The 20,144-nt window shown below is 63.0% G+C and carries 19 protein-coding genes; 9 read left to right on the plus strand and 10 right to left on the minus strand.

Annotated elements, in window-relative coordinates; translation table 11 throughout:
- Positions 1-23: 23 nt before the first annotated feature.
- Genes K288_RS0121265 through K288_RS0121275 form a run of 3 tightly spaced genes read right to left on the minus strand, consistent with a single transcriptional unit; the run spans position 24 to position 2,870 of the window.
- The gene (locus tag K288_RS0121265) at positions 24-611 is read right to left on the minus strand and encodes a Smr/MutS family protein (protein WP_027581386.1); all 588 of its coding nucleotides are present in this window, start codon (positions 609-611) and stop codon (positions 24-26) included.
- The gene (locus K288_RS0121270; protein WP_084799673.1) at positions 608-2,194 is read right to left on the minus strand and encodes an MltA domain-containing protein; all 1,587 of its coding nucleotides are present in this window, start codon (positions 2,192-2,194) and stop codon (positions 608-610) included. The genes K288_RS0121265 and K288_RS0121270 overlap by 4 nt, the downstream gene beginning before the upstream one ends.
- Positions 2,172-2,870, minus strand: a complete 699-nt coding sequence (locus tag K288_RS0121275) for a Tim44/TimA family putative adaptor protein (RefSeq protein ID WP_027581388.1) — start codon at positions 2,868-2,870, stop codon at positions 2,172-2,174. The genes K288_RS0121270 and K288_RS0121275 overlap by 23 nt, the downstream gene beginning before the upstream one ends.
- Positions 2,871-2,995: 125 nt before the next feature.
- On the opposite strand from K288_RS0121275, the gene K288_RS53675 reads away from it, so the two are divergent.
- Both K288_RS53675 and secB read left to right on the plus strand, forming a co-directional pair.
- The gene (locus K288_RS53675) at positions 2,996-3,151 is read left to right on the plus strand and encodes a hypothetical protein (RefSeq protein WP_160168990.1); all 156 of its coding nucleotides are present in this window, start codon (positions 2,996-2,998) and stop codon (positions 3,149-3,151) included.
- 136 nt (positions 3,152-3,287) lie between these two features.
- A complete protein-coding gene (gene secB / locus K288_RS0121285) occupies positions 3,288-3,782 on the plus strand; it encodes a protein-export chaperone SecB (protein ID WP_027581389.1) in 495 nt (164 codons plus the stop codon).
- A gap of 12 nt (positions 3,783-3,794) precedes the next feature.
- Here the strand turns inward: secB and dnaQ are convergent, their stop codons facing one another.
- Genes dnaQ through K288_RS0121305 form a run of 4 tightly spaced genes read right to left on the minus strand, consistent with a single transcriptional unit; the run spans position 3,795 to position 6,620 of the window.
- On the minus strand, positions 3,795-4,505 hold the full coding sequence (dnaQ, locus tag K288_RS0121290) for a DNA polymerase III subunit epsilon (protein ID WP_027581390.1): 711 nt from the start codon (positions 4,503-4,505) through the stop codon (positions 3,795-3,797).
- Between the two features lie 31 nt (positions 4,506-4,536).
- A complete protein-coding gene (coaE, locus tag K288_RS0121295; RefSeq protein ID WP_027581391.1) occupies positions 4,537-5,136 on the minus strand; it encodes a dephospho-CoA kinase in 600 nt (199 codons plus the stop codon).
- A gap of 25 nt (positions 5,137-5,161) precedes the next feature.
- Positions 5,162-5,770 carry a Maf family protein gene (locus K288_RS0121300; RefSeq protein ID WP_027581392.1) on the minus strand — a complete coding sequence of 203 codons (609 nt, stop codon included), beginning with the start codon at positions 5,768-5,770 and terminating at the stop codon, positions 5,162-5,164.
- 10 nt (positions 5,771-5,780) lie between these two features.
- Complete coding sequence (locus tag K288_RS0121305; protein ID WP_027581393.1) at positions 5,781-6,620, minus strand: pyruvate, water dikinase regulatory protein; 840 nt, start codon at positions 6,618-6,620, stop codon at positions 5,781-5,783.
- A gap of 447 nt (positions 6,621-7,067) precedes the next feature.
- On the opposite strand from K288_RS0121305, the gene hemJ reads away from it, so the two are divergent.
- The 7 genes from hemJ to K288_RS0121345 all read left to right on the plus strand — a co-directional run bounded on the left by hemJ (position 7,068) and on the right by K288_RS0121345 (position 15,426).
- A complete protein-coding gene (hemJ, locus tag K288_RS0121310; protein WP_201449704.1) occupies positions 7,068-7,502 on the plus strand; it encodes a protoporphyrinogen oxidase HemJ in 435 nt (144 codons plus the stop codon).
- Between the two features lie 261 nt (positions 7,503-7,763).
- On the plus strand, positions 7,764-9,029 hold the full coding sequence (gene rho, locus K288_RS0121315; protein ID WP_027581395.1) for a transcription termination factor Rho: 1,266 nt from the start codon (positions 7,764-7,766) through the stop codon (positions 9,027-9,029).
- A gap of 286 nt (positions 9,030-9,315) precedes the next feature.
- Positions 9,316-10,650, plus strand: a complete 1,335-nt coding sequence (mnmE, locus tag K288_RS0121325; protein ID WP_027581396.1) for a tRNA uridine-5-carboxymethylaminomethyl(34) synthesis GTPase MnmE — start codon at positions 9,316-9,318, stop codon at positions 10,648-10,650.
- Positions 10,651-10,833: 183 nt separating this feature from the next.
- Positions 10,834-12,717, plus strand: a complete 1,884-nt coding sequence (gene mnmG, locus K288_RS0121330; RefSeq protein ID WP_027581397.1) for a tRNA uridine-5-carboxymethylaminomethyl(34) synthesis enzyme MnmG — start codon at positions 10,834-10,836, stop codon at positions 12,715-12,717.
- A 116-nt stretch (positions 12,718-12,833) separates the two neighbouring features.
- Positions 12,834-13,499: a 16S rRNA (guanine(527)-N(7))-methyltransferase RsmG gene (rsmG, locus tag K288_RS0121335; RefSeq protein WP_043160363.1), complete on the plus strand. Its 666-nt coding sequence runs from the start codon at positions 12,834-12,836 to the stop codon at positions 13,497-13,499.
- 31 nt (positions 13,500-13,530) lie between these two features.
- Complete coding sequence (locus K288_RS0121340) at positions 13,531-14,382, plus strand: ParA family protein (RefSeq protein ID WP_027581399.1); 852 nt, start codon at positions 13,531-13,533, stop codon at positions 14,380-14,382.
- A gap of 156 nt (positions 14,383-14,538) precedes the next feature.
- Positions 14,539-15,426 carry a ParB/RepB/Spo0J family partition protein gene (locus K288_RS0121345; RefSeq protein ID WP_027581400.1) on the plus strand — a complete coding sequence of 296 codons (888 nt, stop codon included), beginning with the start codon at positions 14,539-14,541 and terminating at the stop codon, positions 15,424-15,426.
- 126 nt (positions 15,427-15,552) lie between these two features.
- On the opposite strand, the gene holA is transcribed toward K288_RS0121345, so the two are convergent.
- From holA to leuS, 3 genes are read right to left on the minus strand one after another with little or no spacing between them, the layout of a single operon-like run.
- A complete protein-coding gene (gene holA, locus K288_RS0121350; RefSeq protein ID WP_027581401.1) occupies positions 15,553-16,581 on the minus strand; it encodes a DNA polymerase III subunit delta in 1,029 nt (342 codons plus the stop codon).
- A 6-nt stretch (positions 16,582-16,587) separates the two neighbouring features.
- Positions 16,588-17,142 carry an LPS assembly lipoprotein LptE gene (lptE, locus tag K288_RS0121355; protein WP_027581402.1) on the minus strand — a complete coding sequence of 185 codons (555 nt, stop codon included), beginning with the start codon at positions 17,140-17,142 and terminating at the stop codon, positions 16,588-16,590.
- Positions 17,129-19,753: a leucine--tRNA ligase gene (gene leuS / locus K288_RS0121360; protein ID WP_027581403.1), complete on the minus strand. Its 2,625-nt coding sequence runs from the start codon at positions 19,751-19,753 to the stop codon at positions 17,129-17,131. Before leuS ends, lptE begins: the two co-directional genes overlap by 14 nt.
- Positions 19,754-20,144 lie beyond the last annotated feature (391 nt).

A 20,144-nucleotide genomic window follows, 5' to 3' on the forward strand; every position in this document is an offset into this window, starting at 1 on the left:
GGCTACGGATTGTAGTGACTGGTCTAAATCCTCGCGCGCCGCACGCGTACGTAAAGCGCACCCTCGCCGCCATGGCCGATATGGGCTTCCTCGAAACCGACGACGAGCGCGCGGAATTCGGGCAGGCTCAGCCATTGCGGCACCTGGCGGCGCAGCACGCCGCGCTCGGAATCGGCGCCGCCGGCTTTGCCCTTGCCGGTGATGACGAGCACGAACGTCAGCCCGTCAACATGCGCGCGCTGCAGGAACGACAGCAGAACACGATGCGCACGCGTCTGCGTCATGCCGTGCAGGTCGAGCCGCGCGTCGATCTCTTTCTTGCCGCGCGAGAGTTGCGCGCGCTCGCGGCGGCCGAGCGACACCAGTGGTGGCGGCGTCTGCGGCCGCGGCGCCGGAGCGGGTTTCACTGGGATCGGCTTTGCGGGGACAACCGGCCTCACAGCGTCCTTGGTCTCCGCTTCAGGCGCGGCATGCGCCTTCACAACGGGACGCCGTTTGCGCAGCGGCTTGACCTGCTTTGCAACGCCTTCCCACAACGCGCGCTCTTCTTCGCTGAGCGCGCGCCTTCGCCGCGGCGGCGCCGGGTCTGCAATCGGAACGTGACGCTTCATCTGTAATAGCGGTAATGGCGGAAATGCCGATGACGCCGCGGCTCGTTCTCCGCCTTGATGCCGTGGCGCGAATCCGGCATCGGGACCGGCTTTGCGACGGGTGCGGCTTGCACGACCGGCGCTGTCGCGGCCTTGCCAGCGTCGCCGCCTCTCGCCGCATCCTTTGCACCCGATGCAGCGGAAGCATCCACGGGCTTCGCCGCGCTTCCTTCCTTTTGCGGATCAACTTGCGGAAACAGCTTTGCGATCTTTTCCGATGGCCGCTCATCCGGCACCGGCATCCGGCGCCCGCGCGCGGCGGGATCGAGGCTCCGCGGCACCAGCATCACGAAGCGCATACTATGCCGCAGCCGGCCGGAAACTTTTCCGGCATCGGCCCCGGCGCCGAAATAAAGGTCTGCGCGGGCCGGGCCGACGATCGCCGAGCCGGTATCCTGCGCGATCATCAGGCGGCGGAACGGAGTTTTCGATCGCTCTGACTCGATCGGCAATTCGCCCTCGATGAAGAACGGCGTGCCATAGACATGCAGTGCCTTGTCGACCGCAATCGAACGGCCGGGCGTCAGCGGCACGCCCTGCGCGCCGACCGCCTCATCCTTGTCCGAGAGCTGCACCTCGCGGAAGAATACATAGGAGCGGTTCTGCCGCCGCAATTCCTTGGCGCCATCGGGGTTCTGCGCCATCCAGTCCCTGATCTTCTGCATCGACATCTGGTCTTTCGGAATGATGCCGCGGTCGATCAGGATGCGGCCGACCGGCGTGTAGGGATAGCCGTTGTGGGCATCATAATTGATGCGCAATGTCGAGCCGTCCTCGAAGCGCACACGCGCCGAGCCCTGGATCTGGGCGAACAACAGATCGGTCTGCTCCTTGAGCCAGCAGATTTCGAGGCCGCGGCCGGCGATCGCGCCGTCCTCGATCTCGGCACGATCATAATAAGGCACCAGCTTGCGGCGGCCGATCTTGCGGAACACCTGGCCCTTGTTCGGCAGCCCGGTCGAGCCCTGCGTGGCGCCGCGCACGAACAGGTTCGACGGCCGGCGGTAGACCGGCACGTTGTAGACGTCGGTCTGGGTCCGCGACCCATCCAGCACCGGCTCGTAATAGCCGGTGACAAAGCCCTCGCCCTCGCCGAGCCGCGAGATGCGCAAGGGCAGGAAATGCTCCTCGAAGAACGCTTTGGCCCTGGCCTCGTCGGCGAGCTCCAGCCCCTTGGCGATGCGGCAAGGATCGCGCAGAGAGGTGCCGAGGGCTTTCGATTCCGAAGGCAGCCCGTGTTCGGCGGCGATCGGCCGGCAGCTCGCGCGAAAGGCCTTGTAGGCGGCAAGGTGATCGTCATTGCTCCAGCCCGGCATATCGGTCCAGGCCAGCGGTTCATACTGGCTGCCGCTGATCTGCAGCGGAAACTCCAGGCGCGGGTAGGGGAGGTGACGGTAATGCTGGACGGTCGAGTGCCTGGCCGCCTTCGCAGCGTGCCTTGGGCGCGCTTCTAGCGCGGCCGTCGAGCATAGAAGAGCGATTGCGCAGCACGCGGCCGTGAGACGCGCAAGGCGAAGCGCGTTAGTGGGCGCTTCCAGTGCCAACCAGTTTCCAGTTCGGATCGCGCGACGCCGTATCGCGGGCGAATGTCCAGACATCGGTGATATCGGCGACCTTGTCCGGGTTGCCGTCGACGATGGTACCGGCCTTGTCGCGAGTGACGGAAATCATCTGCGACACGAACCGGACCGTGACCTGCGCCGATCGGTCGCGTGCTTCCGCGCCGACGACCTCGGCCTTGTCGATCGAGACGAAGCGGGTCTCGGTCTTCTGCTCGTGCTTCTCGCGATCCTTGATCGCCGCATCGAAGCTGTCATAGACCTCGCTCGACAGCAGATCGCGTAGCGCGCGGCGGTCGCCATTGGCGAAGGCCAGCACGATCATCTCATAGGCGCTCCGCGCGCCCGAGATGAAATGACGCGGATCGAAAGAGGAGTCCTGGGCCACGATCGCGTCCAGCCCCTGCGCCAGCGCGGTACCAGGTTCGGCAATTCCCTTCCAGCGGTCGGAGGGGGGCGTCACTTCCTTGCTCGGCAGCGGGGGCGGCTGGTCGATCACCGAGCCCGGCATCGGGACGACGTTATTGTCCCGCTGCAGCACATTCGGGGCCGCGCGGTCATAGGGTGGCCGCTCGCTGCCGGTGCGCTGTCCGAGGACACTACGCAGGCGCAGGAAAATGAAGACGGCCAACGCCAGGAAAATGATGGTGTAGATATCCACGTCGTGTTCGCTTTCTGATCTGCACCGGCAACGGTCCGCCCCTAGCGGGCGTTCCGCTCAGGAACGGCGGAGATTACCTCGCCAATTGAGTCTGCAGCATGTAGGCACGAAACTCCGCTCGGCCAATGGCGCGTTTTGGCGCGGGCATTCTAGCGCGTTTTGGCGGCGAGGGGAAATCCGATGATGCCCGGAAATCACGTATCTTCAAATATTTACGGAGCAAACGAAGCCGCCTTCCGGCCGCGATCGACGATCTCGGCAGCAAATCGGCGAAGGTTTGACCAATCAAGGACTGTCGCCTTGTGGACCCGTGTGAGGCTATGATAGCCACTCGCGCGGCACCAGCATTTCCAAAACCTTAACTGCGGCTTCGGACGTCAGACCGTCTCCGATCGCCAGTGCTCAGGAGAGCTTCCCATGACCAACGGCAACGGCGCACCCCCCGAGCAGGCCCCTCCCCAGCTCAACGTGCTGGCGCAATATACCAAGGACCTCTCGTTCGAGAATCCGAACGCGCCTGCCTCGCTGGGCCCTCAGCAGCAGCAACCGGCAATCAACATCCAGATCAATGTTTCGGCCAAGAACCTGTCCGAGAGCGAATATGAGGTGACGCTTTCGGTCGACGGCAAGGCCGAGAGCGCCGGCAAGGTGATGTTCAGCTTCGACCTGCAATATGCCGGCGTGTTCCGGATCCTGAACGTGCCGCAGGAGAACCTGCATCCGCTGGTGATGATCGAGTGCCCGCGGCTGTTGTTCCCGTTCGCCCGCGAGATCATCGCCACCGCCGTGCGCGATGGCGGCTTCCCGCCCTTGATGCTGGACCCCGTCGATTTCGTCGGCCTGTACCGCCAGAACATGGAGCGGCAGGGCGCGGCACAAGTTGCCCCGGCGTCCGGCGTGAAACCGAGCTGAACTTTAGGGAATTTACGCGGCGGCTTCGGCCGGCGGCGGCAGGTAGTCGTTCCAGATCGGCTTGTCGCCGAGGGTCGCGATGAAGGCACGGTGTGCCTCGCGCTCCGCATCGGTCACCCGCAGCGTCAGCGGAATCTCACGCTGCCGCCGCGGCATATCGCCATGGCCGACCTGGGTGATGGTGACTTCGGACGCCAGGATGAGCTGCGACTGCCGCGCCCCGATCAGGTCGACATAGACCTCCGCCAGAAGCTCGGCATCCAACAGCGCGCCGTGCTTGGTGCGGCGGGAATTGTCGATCGAATAGCGCGAGCAGAGATCGTCGAGCCGGTTCGACACGCCGGGATGCTTCCGCCGCGCCAGGAGCAGGGTGTCTACCAGCAGTTCCCTGGCGATCACCGGCCGCTTGATCCGCTCGAGTTCGGCATTGATGAAGCTGATGTCGAACGAGGCGTTGTGGATCACCAGCGGCGTATCGGCGATGAACGCCAGGAATTCGTCGACCACCTCGGAGAACAGCGGCTTGCTGGCCAGGAATTCGGTCGAGAGACCATGAACGGCAAACGCCTCCGCCGGCATGTCTCGCTCGGGATTGATGTAGACGTGGTAGGTCTGGCCGGTCGGCATCCGGTTGAAGATCTCGATACAGCCGATTTCGACCAGCCTGTCGCCGCGCAGCGGATCGAGGCCGGTGGTTTCGGTATCGAGAACGATTTCGCGCATGGATTTCCAGGACCGAAGAATGCCAGGCGAATCAGATTCGCCGCTTCGGCATCTTAACGACCTCGGCCAGAATGTCCTTGATTTGCGCGCGCACGGGATCAAGGCCGTGTGAGGTATCCACCACGAAATCCGCCCGCTTGCGTTTCTCGGCATCGGGCAGCTGTCGCGCCAAGATGGCATCGAGTTTTTCGTCGTCCATCGTGCCGCGTGCCAGCACGCGCTCACGCTGTATTTCCGGCGAGGTCGTCACGACGACCACCGCATCGACCCGCTTCTCGCCGCCGGTCTCGAACAAGAGCGGCACGTCGACGACCACGACGGGCGCGCCGGAAGTTTCCGCATCGGCAAAGAATTTCTGCCGGGAAGCGCCGAGCATCGGGTGAACGACCTGCTCCAACTGCTTCATCGCCGCGGGATCGTGGACCACGCGCGCGGAAAGCTTTGCGCGATCCACTTTGCCGTCCACGGTGGTACCAGGGAAGGCGGCTTCGATCGCCGGCGCCGCCTCGCCTTCGTAGAGTTCGTGCACGGTGGCGTCAGCGTCATAGACGGGAACACCGGCTTCCGCGAACAGTTTCGCGGTGGTGGATTTTCCCATCCCGATCGAGCCGGTCAGTCCCAGGATCAGCATCTTTCAGTCATCACTCGGAAACATGTCAGATGGCCAGCAAATTCTCGCTGCGCAGGAAGGCCAGCAACGACAATAGCGGCAGGCCGAGGATGGTGAAATGGTCGCCGTCGATGCGCTCGAACAGATGCACCCCGAGGCCCTCGAGCTGATAGGCGCCAACGCTGGTGGTCACAGCCTCTCCGGCCTGGTCGAGATAGGCGTTGATCCCGTCCTCGCGAAGCGGGCGCATCGACATGCGTGCCACGCTGGTGTCGGCAAACAGTAACTTGCCGTCTCGGGCGACGGCAACAGCGGAATGCAATTCGTGGACCTGGCCCGCCAGGGCACGCAATTGTTCAGCCGCCTGGTCGCGGCCGGCAGGTTTACTGAACAATCGATCGCCGAGCGCCAGGGTCTGGTCGGCGCCGACGACGAATCGTCCGGGCCGCTGCAGGGACACAAACAGGGCCTTTTCGCGCGCCAAGAGCGAGGCGATGTCCGCAGGCGCCGAAAAGCCCGAATTTTCCTGGATCGCCCGTTCGTCGATATCCGCCGGCAGCGCCTCGAACGCGATCCCCGCATTGGCCAGCAGCATCTTTCGCGCACCGCTTTGCGAGGCGAGGATCAGCGGATCTTTTCCGCGCCAGATCGTCATCGCCACCGAATCACTCCAGCGGCCGCTGCCGCTGGCGGTCATTATAGAGCTTCATCACCGCTGCGGCGGTCTCCTCGATCGAGCGTCGCGTGACATCCAGCAATGCCCAGTTGAATTTTGCACTCAGGCGGCGCGCGAACGCGACTTCATCGGCGACCGCCTGCCTGTCGATATATTCGTCATTGCCGGACGCCGCGCCCATGCTCAAGAGCCGGTTTTGCCGGACCTGGATCAGTCGCTCCGGCGTCGCATGAAGGCTGACCACCAGCGGTTTTTTCAGGTGTTCCAGTTGATGCGGCAGTGGAATGCCGGGCACGAGCGGGACATTCGCGGTGCGGATGCCGCGGTTGGCGAGATAGATCGACGTCGGTGTTTTTGAGGTGCGGGACACCCCGACCAGCACGACATCCGCCTCCTCCAGGCCTTCGACGTGCTGGCCGTCGTCATGCATCATCGTGTAGTTCAGCGCATCGATGCGCTTGAAATATTCCGCGTTCAACACGTGCTGTGCGCCGACCCGCCCCGAGGTAGACGCGCCCAGATACGCCTCGAACAACTGCATCACCGGGCCGATGATCGACAGACTGGGAACGTTGATCTCCCTGCATTTGGCTTCCAGCCGGCTGACGAGATCTTTCTCGAGCAGCGTGAACAACACGATCCCGGGCGACTCTTCGATTTCATCGAGCACGCGATCGAGCTGCTTCTGGCTGCGCACCAGGGGATAGACGTGTTCGACCGGCGAGACATTGGCGTATTGCGCGGCCACCGCGCGCGCCACCGTGATCAGCGTCTCGCCGGTTGAGTCCGACACCAGATGCAGGTGAAAGTAATTGCCTGATGTGGGCACCAGAACCTCTGCCTATCCTGTGAATCCCTGTGGAGGTTGCCTACAACTTTTCAGCTGAAGTCGCCGCCTTAGGGATATCTAAACCTTTTCTTCACAGCACCTCCTGCGAGGACAAGTCTGCCGTGCTGGTGGGATGATAGTGAGAATATGTGAATTTGTCTCTTGATAAGCTGGCCAGGGAACACTGCAAGCGCTTGAGGCCTTGGATGATATTTCGCTGTGCGACAGTGCGGACCGAATTGTTGAGTGGTGTGAACAAAGGTCCGAGAACGGCGGGATCGCATTGCGTGAGTCAAATCCACGGTCACTTAGACTCAAACCTAAGATTCTAAAATTAATTGGTTTTAAGAGAGCCGTGCTTGCGGATATGTATCAGTAACCTCGCTGGCAGCCCTTCCTCGAGAACGGTGAAGCTGCCCGAGATGTTCCAGGAGCACGGCGAACGCTATGCAAGACGGGATCTATGAGTGGATCAAGGCGCTGCACATCATTGCGGTCATCTCCTGGATGGCCGGCATGCTCTATCTGCCGCGGCTATTTGTCTATCATTGCGAGGCCGAGAAAGGCTCGAAGCAGTCCGAGACCTTCAAGGTGATGGAACGGCGCCTCCTGAGAGCGATCATCAATCCGGCGATGGTCATCACCTGGCTCGCCGGCCTCTATCTGGCCTGGAGTGGTCACTGGTTCAGCTCTGGCTGGTTGCATGGCAAGCTGCTGCTGGTGCTCGTGCTCTCCGGTGTCCACGGATTTTTTGCCCGCTGGATGAAGGATTTTGCCGCCGACCGGAACACCCGAAGCCAGAAATTTTATCGGATTATCAATGAGGTGCCCACCGTCCTGATGATCGGCATCGTGATCCTGGTGGTGGTCAAGCCGTTCTAGGCAAGCCTTCTGCCCAGGAATCAGGCTTCGGTCCTTCTTGCGGAGCGCAAACCGATTTTCTATATTTGTCTCAATCCCACCCCACGCAGGCGGATGTGATCGCGTTCCGGTTCCATCAACGGGCCGGCCGCCACATCAGGTTTGAAGCCTCCACCGGCGCTTTCCTTGCTTAGTCCTGCGGACCTTCATTTTTGCGTCCGCTTTTTCTCAAAGCCACCTCGCAAGATCCTTCTCTAAAAAATGCTCCACAGGACCACCCCCATGCGGGAAATCAAACTTCAAGACCTCAAGTCCAAGACGCCGGCCGAGCTTGTCTCGTTTGCCGAGGAAAATGGGGTCGAAAACGCCAGCACCATGCGTAAGCAGGAGCTGATGTTTGCCATCCTCAAACAGCTCGCGATCCAGGAAACCGACATTATCGGTGAAGGCGTCGTCGAGGTGTTGTCCGATGGCTTCGGCTTCCTCCGTTCGCCCGACGCCAATTATTTGCCGGGCCCCGACGACATCTACGTTTCGCCCTCGCAGATCCGCCGCTTCGGCCTGCGCACCGGCGATACGATCGAAGGCCACATCCGCAGCCCGAAAGAGGGCGAACGCTATTTTGCGCTGCTGAAAGTCAATTCGCTTAATTTCGAAGACCCTGAGAAGTCCAAGCACAAGGTCAATTTCGACAACCTGACGCCGCTGTTTCCCAATCAGCGGTTTCGAATGGAAATCGATGACCCGACGCGAAAAGACCTTTCTGCAAGGGTGATCGACATCGTTGCACCGATCGGCAAGGGCCAGCGCGCCTTGATCGTGGCGCCGCCACGCACGGGTAAGACCGTGCTGATGCAGAACATTGCGCATTCGATTACGCACAATCATCCGGAATGCTATCTGATCGTGCTTTTGATCGACGAGCGCCCGGAAGAAGTCACCGACATGCAGCGCTCGGTGAAGGGTGAGGTGGTGTCCTCGACCTTCGACGAGCCGGCTGTGCGTCACGTCCAGGTCGCCGAGATGGTGATCGAGAAGGCCAAGCGCCTGGTCGAGCATGGCCGCGACGTGGTCATCCTGCTCGACTCGATCACGCGTCTCGGCCGCGCCTACAACACCGTGGTGCCGTCATCCGGCAAGGTGCTGACCGGTGGTGTCGACGCCAACGCGCTGCAGCGGCCGAAGCGCTTCTTCGGTGCCGCCCGCAATATCGAGGAGGGCGGCTCGCTCACGATCATTGCGACCGCGCTGGTCGATACCGGCAGCCGCATGGACGAAGTGATCTTCGAAGAGTTCAAGGGCACCGGTAACTCCGAATTGATCCTCGACCGCAAGGTCTCGGACAAGCGGACCTTCCCGGCGATCGACATTTCGCGCTCCGGAACCCGCAAGGAAGAGCTGATCACCGACCCGCAGGTGCTGAAGAAGATGTACGTGCTGCGCCGGATCCTCAATCCGATGGGCACGATGGACGCCATCGACTTCCTGCTCGACAAGCTCCGGAACACCAAGAACAACTCCGAATTCTTCGATTCGATGAATACGTAGGCAGGGCCAGCAGGTCGTGAGCTTATGTTGCGACGCAATATGACCCGTTTATGCTGCGATATGGCTGCAGCATAGACGGGTATTCTTTTGCCCAGAAATTTTGATATAAGTATTTGATATATATTGTATTTCTTCAGCTTAGGATCTGCTGAAAGATCCGAGTTGACAGAAAATTGCTGCGCTATTGCTGCACGAAGGAAGTATAATTGCTGCACCGCAGCAGCCCGCCGGCGATCAGGCGTGCAAATTCTGCGTTGCCTTCGGGCCGGTTCGCTAACAAATAGCGATGCATCCGCGGGACCAAACCATCTTCGCACTTTCTTCGGGGCGACCGCCAACCGCGATCGCCATCGTCAGGGTATCGGGGCCGCAGGCCGGCCCGGCATTGGTGAAGTTGGCCGGCAAGATTCCGGCGGCACGGATGGCGACCAGAGCGCTGTTACAGGATGCCGCCGGCCAGCCGATCGACGACGCAGTGGTCCTTTGGTTTTCCGGGCCCGCGAGCGCCACTGGCGAAGACGTCGCCGAATTTCATGTCCACGGCGGGCGCGCGGTGCTCGGCGCGCTGTTCAATGCGCTCGCCGGGATCGATGGCATTCGGCCCGCAGAGGCTGGCGAATTCACCCGCCGCGCCTTCGAGAACGGCAAGCTCGATCTGACCGAGGCCGAGGGCCTCGACGACCTCATTCATGCCGACACCGATCGGCAGCGCCGGCAGGCACTGCGCCAGTTGAAGGGTCTGCTCGGCGATCGCGCGCGCGACTGGCGCGCACAGATCATCGAGGCGTCGGCGCTGATCGAGGCTGGTATCGATTTTTCCGACGAGGGCGACGTGCCGGCGGAATTGATCGCGCCCGCGCTCAAGAAGGTCAAAGCGCTGCTAAGTGAAATTCATCAAGTGCTGGCGGCCCAGGCGCAGAGCGAACGGCTTCGCGACGGCCTGGTGGTCGCGATCGCGGGCCCGCCTAATGTCGGCAAGTCGACCTTGATCAACCAGCTTGCGCGGCGTGAAGTCGCAATCGTCTCGCCGCATGCCGGCACCACACGCGACATCATTGAAGTGCAGCTCGATCTCGATGGCTACCCCGTGACAGTGATCGACACTGCCGGGATCCGCGAGACCGACGACCCGGTCGAGCAGGAGGGGGTGCGCCGCGCCCGCGCACGCGCCGAGGAAGCCGACCTGGTGTTGTGGCTCACCGACAGGATGAGCGCGACAATTTCTCATCAGGGGTCGGCGCCGGTCTGGCTGGTACGTAACAAGATCGACCTCGATGCTTCGATCGCCGAGTTGGCAGGATCGGGACCTGCGTCCGCCACGTACAGGATCTCCGCCCGAAATGGGGACGGCATTCCGGAACTGATCGCAGCCCTGGTCGGCTTTGCGCAGGACTATTTCGGATCTGGTGAGGGCGGTCTGATTACCCGGACGCGTCAGCGCAAGCTGCTGCAGGAGACAGCTGAGTCGTTGCGGCGCGCGATCGATGTGGTCGGGGCGGGCGAAGAACTTGCCGCGGAGGAGCTGCGGGCAGCGGCCTATAGTCTTGGACGGCTTCTCGGCCGCGTGGACGTCGAGGACATCCTCGATGTGATCTTTCGGGAGTTCTGCGTCGGGAAGTAGGCCGCTGGATCAGTCGGCCTCTGAGTCAGTGGAACGACCGGCCGCTGTTTCACGTGAAACAGCCGGTGGCGCCACGTCGGACCGTAAACCAAGACTGGCGCCTTGTTTCACGTGAAACGGCACCGGACCAGATCGTTGAAACTTGTCTTTCGGCTTTCACCGCTCCGCGCTAGAAGTTCGCGCATGTCTAACCAGACGCATTCATTCGACGTCATTGTCATCGGTGGCGGCCATGCCGGCTGCGAGGCCGCCAGCGCGGCTGCCCGGATGGGCGCGAAGATAGCGCTGGTGACGCACCGTTTTTCGACCATCGGCGCGATGTCCTGCAACCCTGCGATTGGGGGCCTCGGCAAGGGCCATCTGGTCCGCGAAGTTGACGCACTGGACGGCCTGATGGGCCGGGTCGCCGACGCCGGCGGCATTCAGTTCCGGATGCTGAACCGTCGCAAGGGTCCTGCGGTTCGCGGACCGCGCGCGCAGGCCGACCGGAAGCTCTATGCCGCCGCCATGCAGGCCGCGATCCTCGAGACCGCCAATCTGAGCGTGGTCGAGGGCGAGGCGGATGATCTTCTGACCGCCAACGGCCGCGTCAGCGGTGTCCGATTGGGAGACGGACAGGTGCTCTCTGCCGGCGCTGTCGTGATCACGACCGGCACCTTCCTGCGCGGCCTGATCCATCTCGGCGAGAAGAATTGGCCGGCCGGCCGAGTCGGTGAGGCGCCGGCCATGGGGCTTTCAGTATCGTTCGAGCGCCTGGGCTTTACGTTGGGCCGCTTGAAGACCGGGACGCCGCCACGTCTGGATGGCACTACGATCGACTGGTCGGCGGTCGAGATGCAGCCCGGTGATGATCCGCCTGAGCCGTTCTCGACCATGACGGATCGGATCACGACGCCGCAGATCCAGTGCGGGATCACCCGCACCACGTCCAGGACGCATGAGGTGATCCGGGCCAATGTGCACCGATCGCCGATGTATTCCGGCCAGATCAAGAGCACCGGGCCACGCTATTGCCCGTCGATCGAGGACAAGATTGTCCGCTTCGGGGACCGTGACGGCCACCAGATCTTTCTGGAGCCCGAGGGCCTCGACGACAACACGGTTTATCCCAACGGTATCTCGACCTCGCTCCCGGAGGAGGTCCAGCTCGCGATCCTCGGCTCGATTCCGGGTCTTGAGCGGGTGAAGATGGTCCGGCCGGGTTATGCGATCGAATATGACCATGTCGATCCGCGCGAGCTCGAGCCGACGCTCGAGACCAAGCGATTGCCGGGTCTGTTCCTCGCGGGCCAGATCAACGGCACGACCGGATATGAAGAAGCCGCGGGGCAGGGGATTGTCGCCGGCCTGAACGCGGCATTGTCGGCCCGGGGCACCGATCCGATCGTTTTCGATCGTGCTGACGGCTATCTGGGCGTGATGATCGATGACCTCGTCACGCGCGGGATCACCGAGCCCTATCGGATGTTCACCTCGCGGGCCGAATACCGGCTCACGCTGCGGGCCGATAATGCCGACCAGCGGCTCACGGATAAGGGGATTGCGCTGGGGTGCGTTGGCGAAGCCCGCTCCAGGCGCCACACCGCGAAGATGGCCGCGCTGAATGCTGCCAAGGCCCTGGCCGGGTCGCTTTCGATCACGCCGAACGAGGCCACAAGACACGGGCTGGCGTTGAACCGCGATGGCGTACGTCGCTCAGCCTTCGAACTGCTGTCGTACCCTGAAGTGGAGTGGTCGACGCTGCGCGGCATCTGGCCGGAGCTGTCAGCCATTGATCCCTCGATCGCCGTTCACCTGGAGATCGACGCGAAATACGACGTCTATCTCAAGCGCCAAGTCGCCGATGTCGATGCCTTTCGCCGCGACGAGGGGCTTGTTCTGACCGGCGTCGAGTATGACGACGTACCCGGCCTCTCTAATGAGGCGCGAGCCAAGCTGGTGGCTGCGCGGCCTCGGACTGTCGGTCAGGCAGGACGGATCGACGGAATGACCCCGGCGGCGCTGGGCATCCTGGCAGCCTATCTGCGCCGTGAGGCGCGGCGGAAGACGGCAAAGGCGACGGCGTAGACGTTTCACGTGAAACAGCGGTTGCCGTGAGCGCCCCGCCGCAACACTTCTGCGATCGTCATTGCGAGCGAAGCGAAGCAATGACAGTTTACTCCACACCCGGCCTTTCCGAATCGATGGTCAAAGCATCACCGACAACTGTGCGAGCAACGGTCCCCGCCGACAAGGCGGCGGCGCTCACCCTCACCCCCGTTTCACGTGAAACGGAAGCCCGCCTCGATCGCTACATTGCGCTTCTCCTGGAGTGGCAGGCCAAGACCAATCTCGTCGCGCCGTCGACGCTGCCCGAACTCTGGACCCGCCACATCGCCGATTCGCTGCAACTGCTCGACCTTGCTCCAACGGCCAAGGTCTGGGTCGATCTTGGCAGCGGTGGCGGCTTTCCCGGCGTCGTGCTCGCCTGCGCGCTCGCGGACACGCCGGGCGCTACCGTCCATCTGGTCGAGCGCAACGCCAAGAAAGCGGCCTTTCTTCGCGAAGCTTTGCGCGTCACTGGCGCGGTTGGGACGGTGCATCTCGCTGAGATCGGGGATATTGTGGAAAGAATCGCTGGCCCCATCGATTGCGTGACCGCGCGAGCGCTGGCTCCGCTACACCAACTCATCGGCTTCGCGGAACCGCTGGTGCGAAAGGGTGCAAAAGCGCTGTTTCTCAAGGGCCAAGATGTAGAGGCTGAATTGACCGAGGCTACTAAATATTGGACAATTGAGCCGCAACTTCATCCCAGCCGAACCGGCGGGCACGGCTGGATTGTCGAGCTCGACTCCATCGGGCGACGTTGAGCTTTACGCAGGGGATCAGCAGGGCAACGATATGACTGTAATTGATGAGGTTTATCAAGAGGATAGGCCGACACAGCCGGCCGGCCATCCGCGCATTCTGTCGCTCGCCAACCAAAAAGGGGGCGTCGGCAAGACAACCACAGCGATCAATCTCGGTACTGCGCTCGCGGCCATAGGTGAGCGGGTCCTGGTCATCGATCTCGACCCGCAGGGCAACGCCTCGACCGGGCTGGGCATCGACCGTCGCAATCGGGGCTGCTCGACCTATGACGTTCTGATCGGTGAAGCGCCACTGCGCGAGGCGGTCGTGGCGACCGCGGTGCCGCGGCTGCACATCGCCCCCTCCACCATGGATCTCTCGGGCCTTGAGCTCGAACTGGGCACGACCCCCGGCCGCGCCTTCCGTCTGCGCGACGCGATCGCCGGGCTCAACAACAACACCTCGCCGGACGCAGATTACACCTATGTGCTGATCGATTGTCCGCCGTCGCTCAACCTGCTCACGGTGAACGCGATGGCCGCGTCGGACGCGATCCTGGTGCCGCTGCAATGCGAGTTCTTCGCGCTCGAGGGTTTGTCGCAGCTGTTGCAGACGGTCGAGCAGGTGCGCTCGACGCTCAATCCGAACCTGTCGATCCACGGCATCGTGCTGACGATGTTCGATTCCCGGAACAACCTGTCGAACCAGGTCGTTGCCGACGTCCGGCAGTTCATGGGCAGCAAGGTCTACAACACCATGATCCCGCGTAACGTGCGCATCTCCGAAGCGCCGTCCTACGGCAAGCCGGTGCTGGTCTACGACCTCAAATGCGTCGGCAGCGAAGCCTATCTCAAGCTGGCCACCGAAGTGATCCAGCGCGAACGCGAGCTTCGCGCGGATTAAGAGCAATCCGTAGGATGGGTAGAGCGCAGCGAAACCCATCGTCTTCCCACGCGACGAGCGCGATGGGTTTCGCTTCGCTCTACCCATCCTACGACCCGACCGATCTGAAATTCGAATTCCGGAGTTTGCTACGTGAATCCAAGGGAGCTGGCGACAATGGCCGACGAAGCGCGTTCGCGACTGGGCCGTGGGCTTGCAAGTCTGATCGGAGACGTCGGCGGCGAGGCCGCGCATGTCGAGCGGCCGCGCACGCAGCGCAAGGTGCCGATCGAATTCCTCAAGGCCAATCCGCGCAATCCGCGCCGCAGCTTTGCAGATGCCGAGCTCCGTGAGCTCGCCGATTCGATCAAGCAGCGCGGCGTGATCCAGCCGATCGTGGTGCGACCGGTGAAGGGCGCGCAGGACCGCTACGAGATCATCGCCGGCGAGCGGCGCTGGCGTGCGTCCCAGCTTGCCGGCCTGCACGAGGTGCCGATCGTCCCGGTCGAGGTCAATGATAGCGACGCGCTCGAGATGATGATCATCGAGAACGTGCAGCGCGAAGATCTCAACCCGATGGAAGAGGCGCAGGGCTATCACGCGCTCGCCAACGAGTTCAAACGCAGCCAGGAAGATATCGCGCGGGACGTCGGCAAGAGCCGCAGCCATGTCGCCAACATGATGCGGCTGACGAAGCTGCCCGCAGAGGTGCAGGCCTTCATCGCTAGCGGTGAGTTGTCCGCAGGCCATGCACGCGCGCTGATCGGCGTGCCTGATCCGCTCGCCGCTGCCAAGCGCATCGTCGCCGAAGGTCTCAACGTCCGTCAAGCCGAAGCGCTGGCGCATGACGAGGGTGTGCCGGTGCGCAAGCCGCAGAAGGCGCGTGGCGGCGGCGCCGCCGGCAAGGAGAAGGACCCTGATACGCTCGCGCTGGAGAAGCGCGTCTCTGATGCGCTGGGCCTCACCGTCAGCGTCAACCATCGCGACCCCGGCGGCACCGTGCAGATCAGCTACCGCAGTCTCGAGCAGCTCGACGAGGTGATGCGGCGGCTCGAGGGCGGTTAGAGCCATCTTACTCAATGCAGGTCCTCGTCATTGCGAGACATCGCGACGAAGCAATCCATGTTTCCGCAAGCGGCGAGATGGATTGCTTCGCTTCGCTCGCAATGACGCCTTGGGACGCATCCTGTCCTATCCGCGCCGTCGCGCATTCGCGGCGATCGAGAGCAGGGCGCGTTGCGCGATCACGGCGGCGAGCGAATTCTGCTTGCGCATATCGAGGGCTGCGGTGCCGAGCTGCTCGATGATTCCGGCCAGCCGCTGCGGGCTGAAATTGCGCAACGCGATTTCGACCGCGCCCTTGCGCGAAAAATGCAGCCGCGGGTATCCGCCCTCGAGTACGGCGGAGACCGGCGTGCCATCGGCGAGCGCAAGCGCCGATTTGTGCAGCCAGGCCGCCTGGCGCTGCGCGGCGGCGATGATGACGCCGGGATAGGTGCCGGCGACCATCGCTTTCGCGAACTCGGTCTCGACCGCGGCAGCGTTGCCGGCGAAGGCGCTGTCCACGATCGGATCGAGCTTCAGCTCGGATGCGTCGGAGACCACCGTCATCACGTCCTCGAGCGTGACCTCGCCTTTGCCATGGGCGTAGAGCGTGAGCTTGCGCACTTCGTTGCGCGAGGCCTGGCGGTCGCCGCCGAGCAGTGACATCAGCACGGCGCGGGCATCGGACGCGATGCGCAGGCCAGATGCCCGCAGTTCGTCATCGATCAACTTGGCGAGGTCGCGCTCGGTGTCGGGATAGCAGCCGATCGCCACCGCATTCTTGGCGCGCTCGCAGATCTTGCGCAGCGGCGAATCCGGCCGGATATCGCCGGCCTCGATCACGATGCGGCAATCTGTCACCGGCGAATCCGTAAGCGTCTCGACACCGCTGGCAAAATTGCGCGAGCCGGCCCGAACGCGGATCGCGCGCCGGCCGCCGAACAGCGGCACGGTCATCGCTTCATCGACCAATCGCGACGGCTCGGCAGCGAGGTCGTCGCCGTCGAGGCGGACCAGCGAGAACGGATCGTTGGGGTCGTCGATTGCGGAAGCCATCAGCGCGTCGGCGCGCTCGCGCACGAGACCGGCATCGGGGCCGTAGAGCAGGATGATCGGTCGGCCGGGATCGGGCCGGGCGAGAAAGGCGTCGATCTCTTTTCCGCGGAGCGCGACCAACGGCGGTCAGGTCCCGGCGGTGAAGAAGGACGCCAGCCGGGTATTGATGTTGTCGGCGATCTCCTGCGCGGCGCGATCTTCGGCGTCGCGCAAGGCGCGCGTGCGCGTGAAGCGCTGGTAGGAGCCGGGCATGTCGTAGGACACGCGCGAGAAGGTGGAGCCCGTCATCACCGACTTGTTGGAGGCGATCTCGACCAGGTTGTACTGCGCGTCGATGCCGAAATTCTCGCCGGTTGGCAGCGCGGTGTTCGGATCGATCATCAGCGACGAGCGGCCGGTCGTGAAGCGAATCACCAGGCGATGGGTCGGCGGCATGCCGGTGGCGTTGCCATAAAGCTTGAACGCCAGCGCATTGCGGACTTCCACGCCGATGCGGGCCTCGCGGGACGCGTTCGGCTTATCGGTGATCGGCGGCAGCTCGACGCCCATCAGTTTTTCGCGCAGCGCCGGCGTGCCGTCGGTATGCTCGGCATACATCGGCTGGAAACAGCCTGCCGTCAGCGCGGCCAAGGCGGCCACCGCGACGAGCCGGAGAACGATCCGGATCCTAGCCGACGACATTCACGATCCTCATGGGCACCACGATCACCTTCCGGACGGCTTTGCCGTCCAAGGCGGCTTTTACCGCATCAAGCGCCAGAACGGCAGCCTCGATCTCAGGATTTTCGGCCGCCCGTGGCACGGTAACATCACCCCGCTTCTTGCCATTGACCTGCACGACCAGGGTCACGCTGTCTTCAACCAGCAAATCGCGTTCGATTTGCGGCCAGGGAACCTCCGAAATCAGCCCCTCCTGGCCCAAAACCTGCCAGCATTCCTCAGCCAAATGCGGCATCATGGGTGCGAACAATTGAACAAGGATGACCGCGGCTTCCCGGATCGCCCAGGCGACGTCGGGCGCGGGCTTGCCACCCTTGGCCAGGGTCTCGGCGAGGGCGTTGGTGAATTCCCGGATATGGGCGAGGCAGACATTGAAATGCAGCCGCTCAATCCCGGAGGACACCTTGTCCAGTGCGCCATGGGCCGCCTTGCGCAAGGCGAGCGCCTCGGGGGTGAATGACGCAGGGCGGGCCGCCGGCGCACCCGTCGCGACCTCGGCGGATTCATTCACCAGCCGCCACAGCCGCTGCACGAAGCGCGCCGCACCCTGCACGCGCTCGTCGCTCCAGATCACGTCGCGGTCGGGGGGAGAGTCCGACAGCATGAACCAGCGTGCGACGTCGGCGCCATAGGTCGCGATAATGTCGTCGGGATCGACCGTGTTCTTCTTCGACTTCGACATCTTCTCGATCGGGCCGATCGTGACCTCTTCGCCGGTGTCGATCATCGTGGCGCGCCGGCCGCCGTCGATAGCCTCGATCTTCACCTCCGCCGGCATCGCGAAGGTGCCGTCGGCCCTCTGGTAGGTCTCATGCACCACCATGCCCTGCGTGAACATGCCCGCGAACGGCTCATCCATCGCGATGTGGCCGGTGGCCTTCATCGCGCGGGTGAAGAAGCGGCTGTAGAGCAGATGGAGGATCGCGTGCTCGACGCCGCCGATATACTGGTCGACCGGCATCATCCGGTTGGCGACGGCGGGCGTGGTCGGCGATGTCTCGTTCCAGGGATCGGTGAAGCGCGCGAAGTACCAGGACGAATCCACGAAGGTGTCCATGGTGTCGGTCTCGCGCTGTGCCGGCCCGCCGCATTGCGGGCAGGTGACGTGCTTCCAGGTCGGATGATGGTCGAGCGCATTGCCCGGCTTGTCGAAGGTCGCATCCTCCGGCAGCGTCACCGGCAGTGCGCTATCCGGCACCGGCACCCCGTCGCATTTCGGGCAGTGGATGATCGGGATCGGGCAGCCCCAATAGCGCTGGCGCGAGATGCCCCAGTCGCGCAGGCGAAAATTGACCTGGCGTTCTCCAACGGGCGCATTGCCACGGAGTTCACTCTCCAAGCGCTTGGCCACTTCTTCCTTCGCCTGCTCGATGGTCATGCCGTCAAGGAAGCGCGAATTGATCATGCGGCCGTCACCGTCATAGGCGGTGTCCGTGATCACGAACGTCTTTGGATCCTGTCCTTCGGGACAGACGACCGGCGTGTTGCCGAGGTCGTATTTGTTGACGAAGTCGAGGTCGCGCTGGTCATGCGCCGGGCAGCCGAAGATGGCGCCGGTGCCGTATTCCATCAGCACGAAATTGGCGACATAGACCGGCAATTTCCAGTTCGGATCGAACGGGTGGATCGCCTTGATGCCGGTATCGAAACCCTGCTTCTCGGCGGTGTCGATGATTTCCTGCGCGGTGCCGATTCGTTTGACCTCGGCGATGAACTCCGCGAGCTCCGGATTCTTCGCGGCCGCGGCCTGCGCCAGCGGATGATCCGCGGAGATCGCCATGAACTTGGCGCCGAACAGCGTGTCCGGCCGCGTCGTGAAAATCTTCAATTCGCTCTCGCCCGCCGGCGTGGTCGCGGTATCCAGGGCGAAGCGGATCAGGAGGCCCTCGGACCGGCCGATCCAATTGCGCTGCATCAGCCGCACCTTGTCGGGCCAGCGATCCAGCCCGTCGAGCGCGTCCAGCAGCTCCTGCGAATACTTCGTGATCTTGAAGACCCACTGGTTCATCTCGCGCTGCTCGACGACCGCGCCGGAGCGCCAGCCGCGGCCGTCGATCACCTGCTCGTTGGCGAGCACGGTCATGTCGACGGGGTCCCAGTTGATCTTGCGCTTCTCGCGCTCGACCAGGCCGGCGCGCAGGAAGTCCAGGAACATCTTCTGCTGATGCTTGTAATAGGCGGGATCGCAGGTCGCGAATTCGCGGCTCCAGTCGAGCGAAAGGCCGATCGAGCGCAGCTGCTTCTTCATCGCCGCGATGTTGTCGTAGGTCCACGCCTTCGGAGCCACTTTGCGCTCGATCGCGGCGTTTTCCGCCGGCAGGCCGAATGCGTCCCAGCCCATCGGGTGCAGCACATTGAACCCCTTGGCGCGCATGTAGCGGGCCAGCACGTCGCCGAGCGTGTAGTTCCGGACATGGCCGATATGGATGCGCCCGGAAGGGTAGGGGAACATCTCGAGCACATAGTATTTCGGCCGCGGATCGTCGTTTTTCGACGAAAAGATCGCCATCTCGTCCCACTGGCGCTGCCAGCGAGGCTCGGATTCACGGGCGTTGTAACGTTCGGAGGTCATGGAGCAGGGCTCTTGGGGGCCTTTTCGGCCGTTTAGAAGACGGCGGACTAGGCCATAGAATTGACTGCGGGGTCAACGGGTTGGGGTGTCACTGCGCCCCAGTTAAGTAGGATGGGTAGAGCGCAGCGAAACCCATCACGATGGAGCAAGCGGCGCGAATGATGGGTTTCGCTGCGCTCTACCCATCCTACGTCTGATTCAAACAGCGGATATGCGTTCGCGTTCTCGCGGCATGTATTGCCCGAGCTTTGCTTCACTTTCGACCCTCTCGAAATCGGAGGGCGCAGGGAAAGCCGGGTGCTGGTTGCACCCGTGGGTCCCGTGCAACAAAAAGCACGGGGGTAGGACCACAGGTTCAACCGAAGCATTCCGGCTTTCCCTGCGCGATGGT

It is taken from the genome of Bradyrhizobium sp. Ai1a-2 (assembly GCF_000426245.1).
In the GTDB taxonomy this organism is placed as follows: Bacteria; Pseudomonadota; Alphaproteobacteria; order Rhizobiales; family Xanthobacteraceae; genus Bradyrhizobium.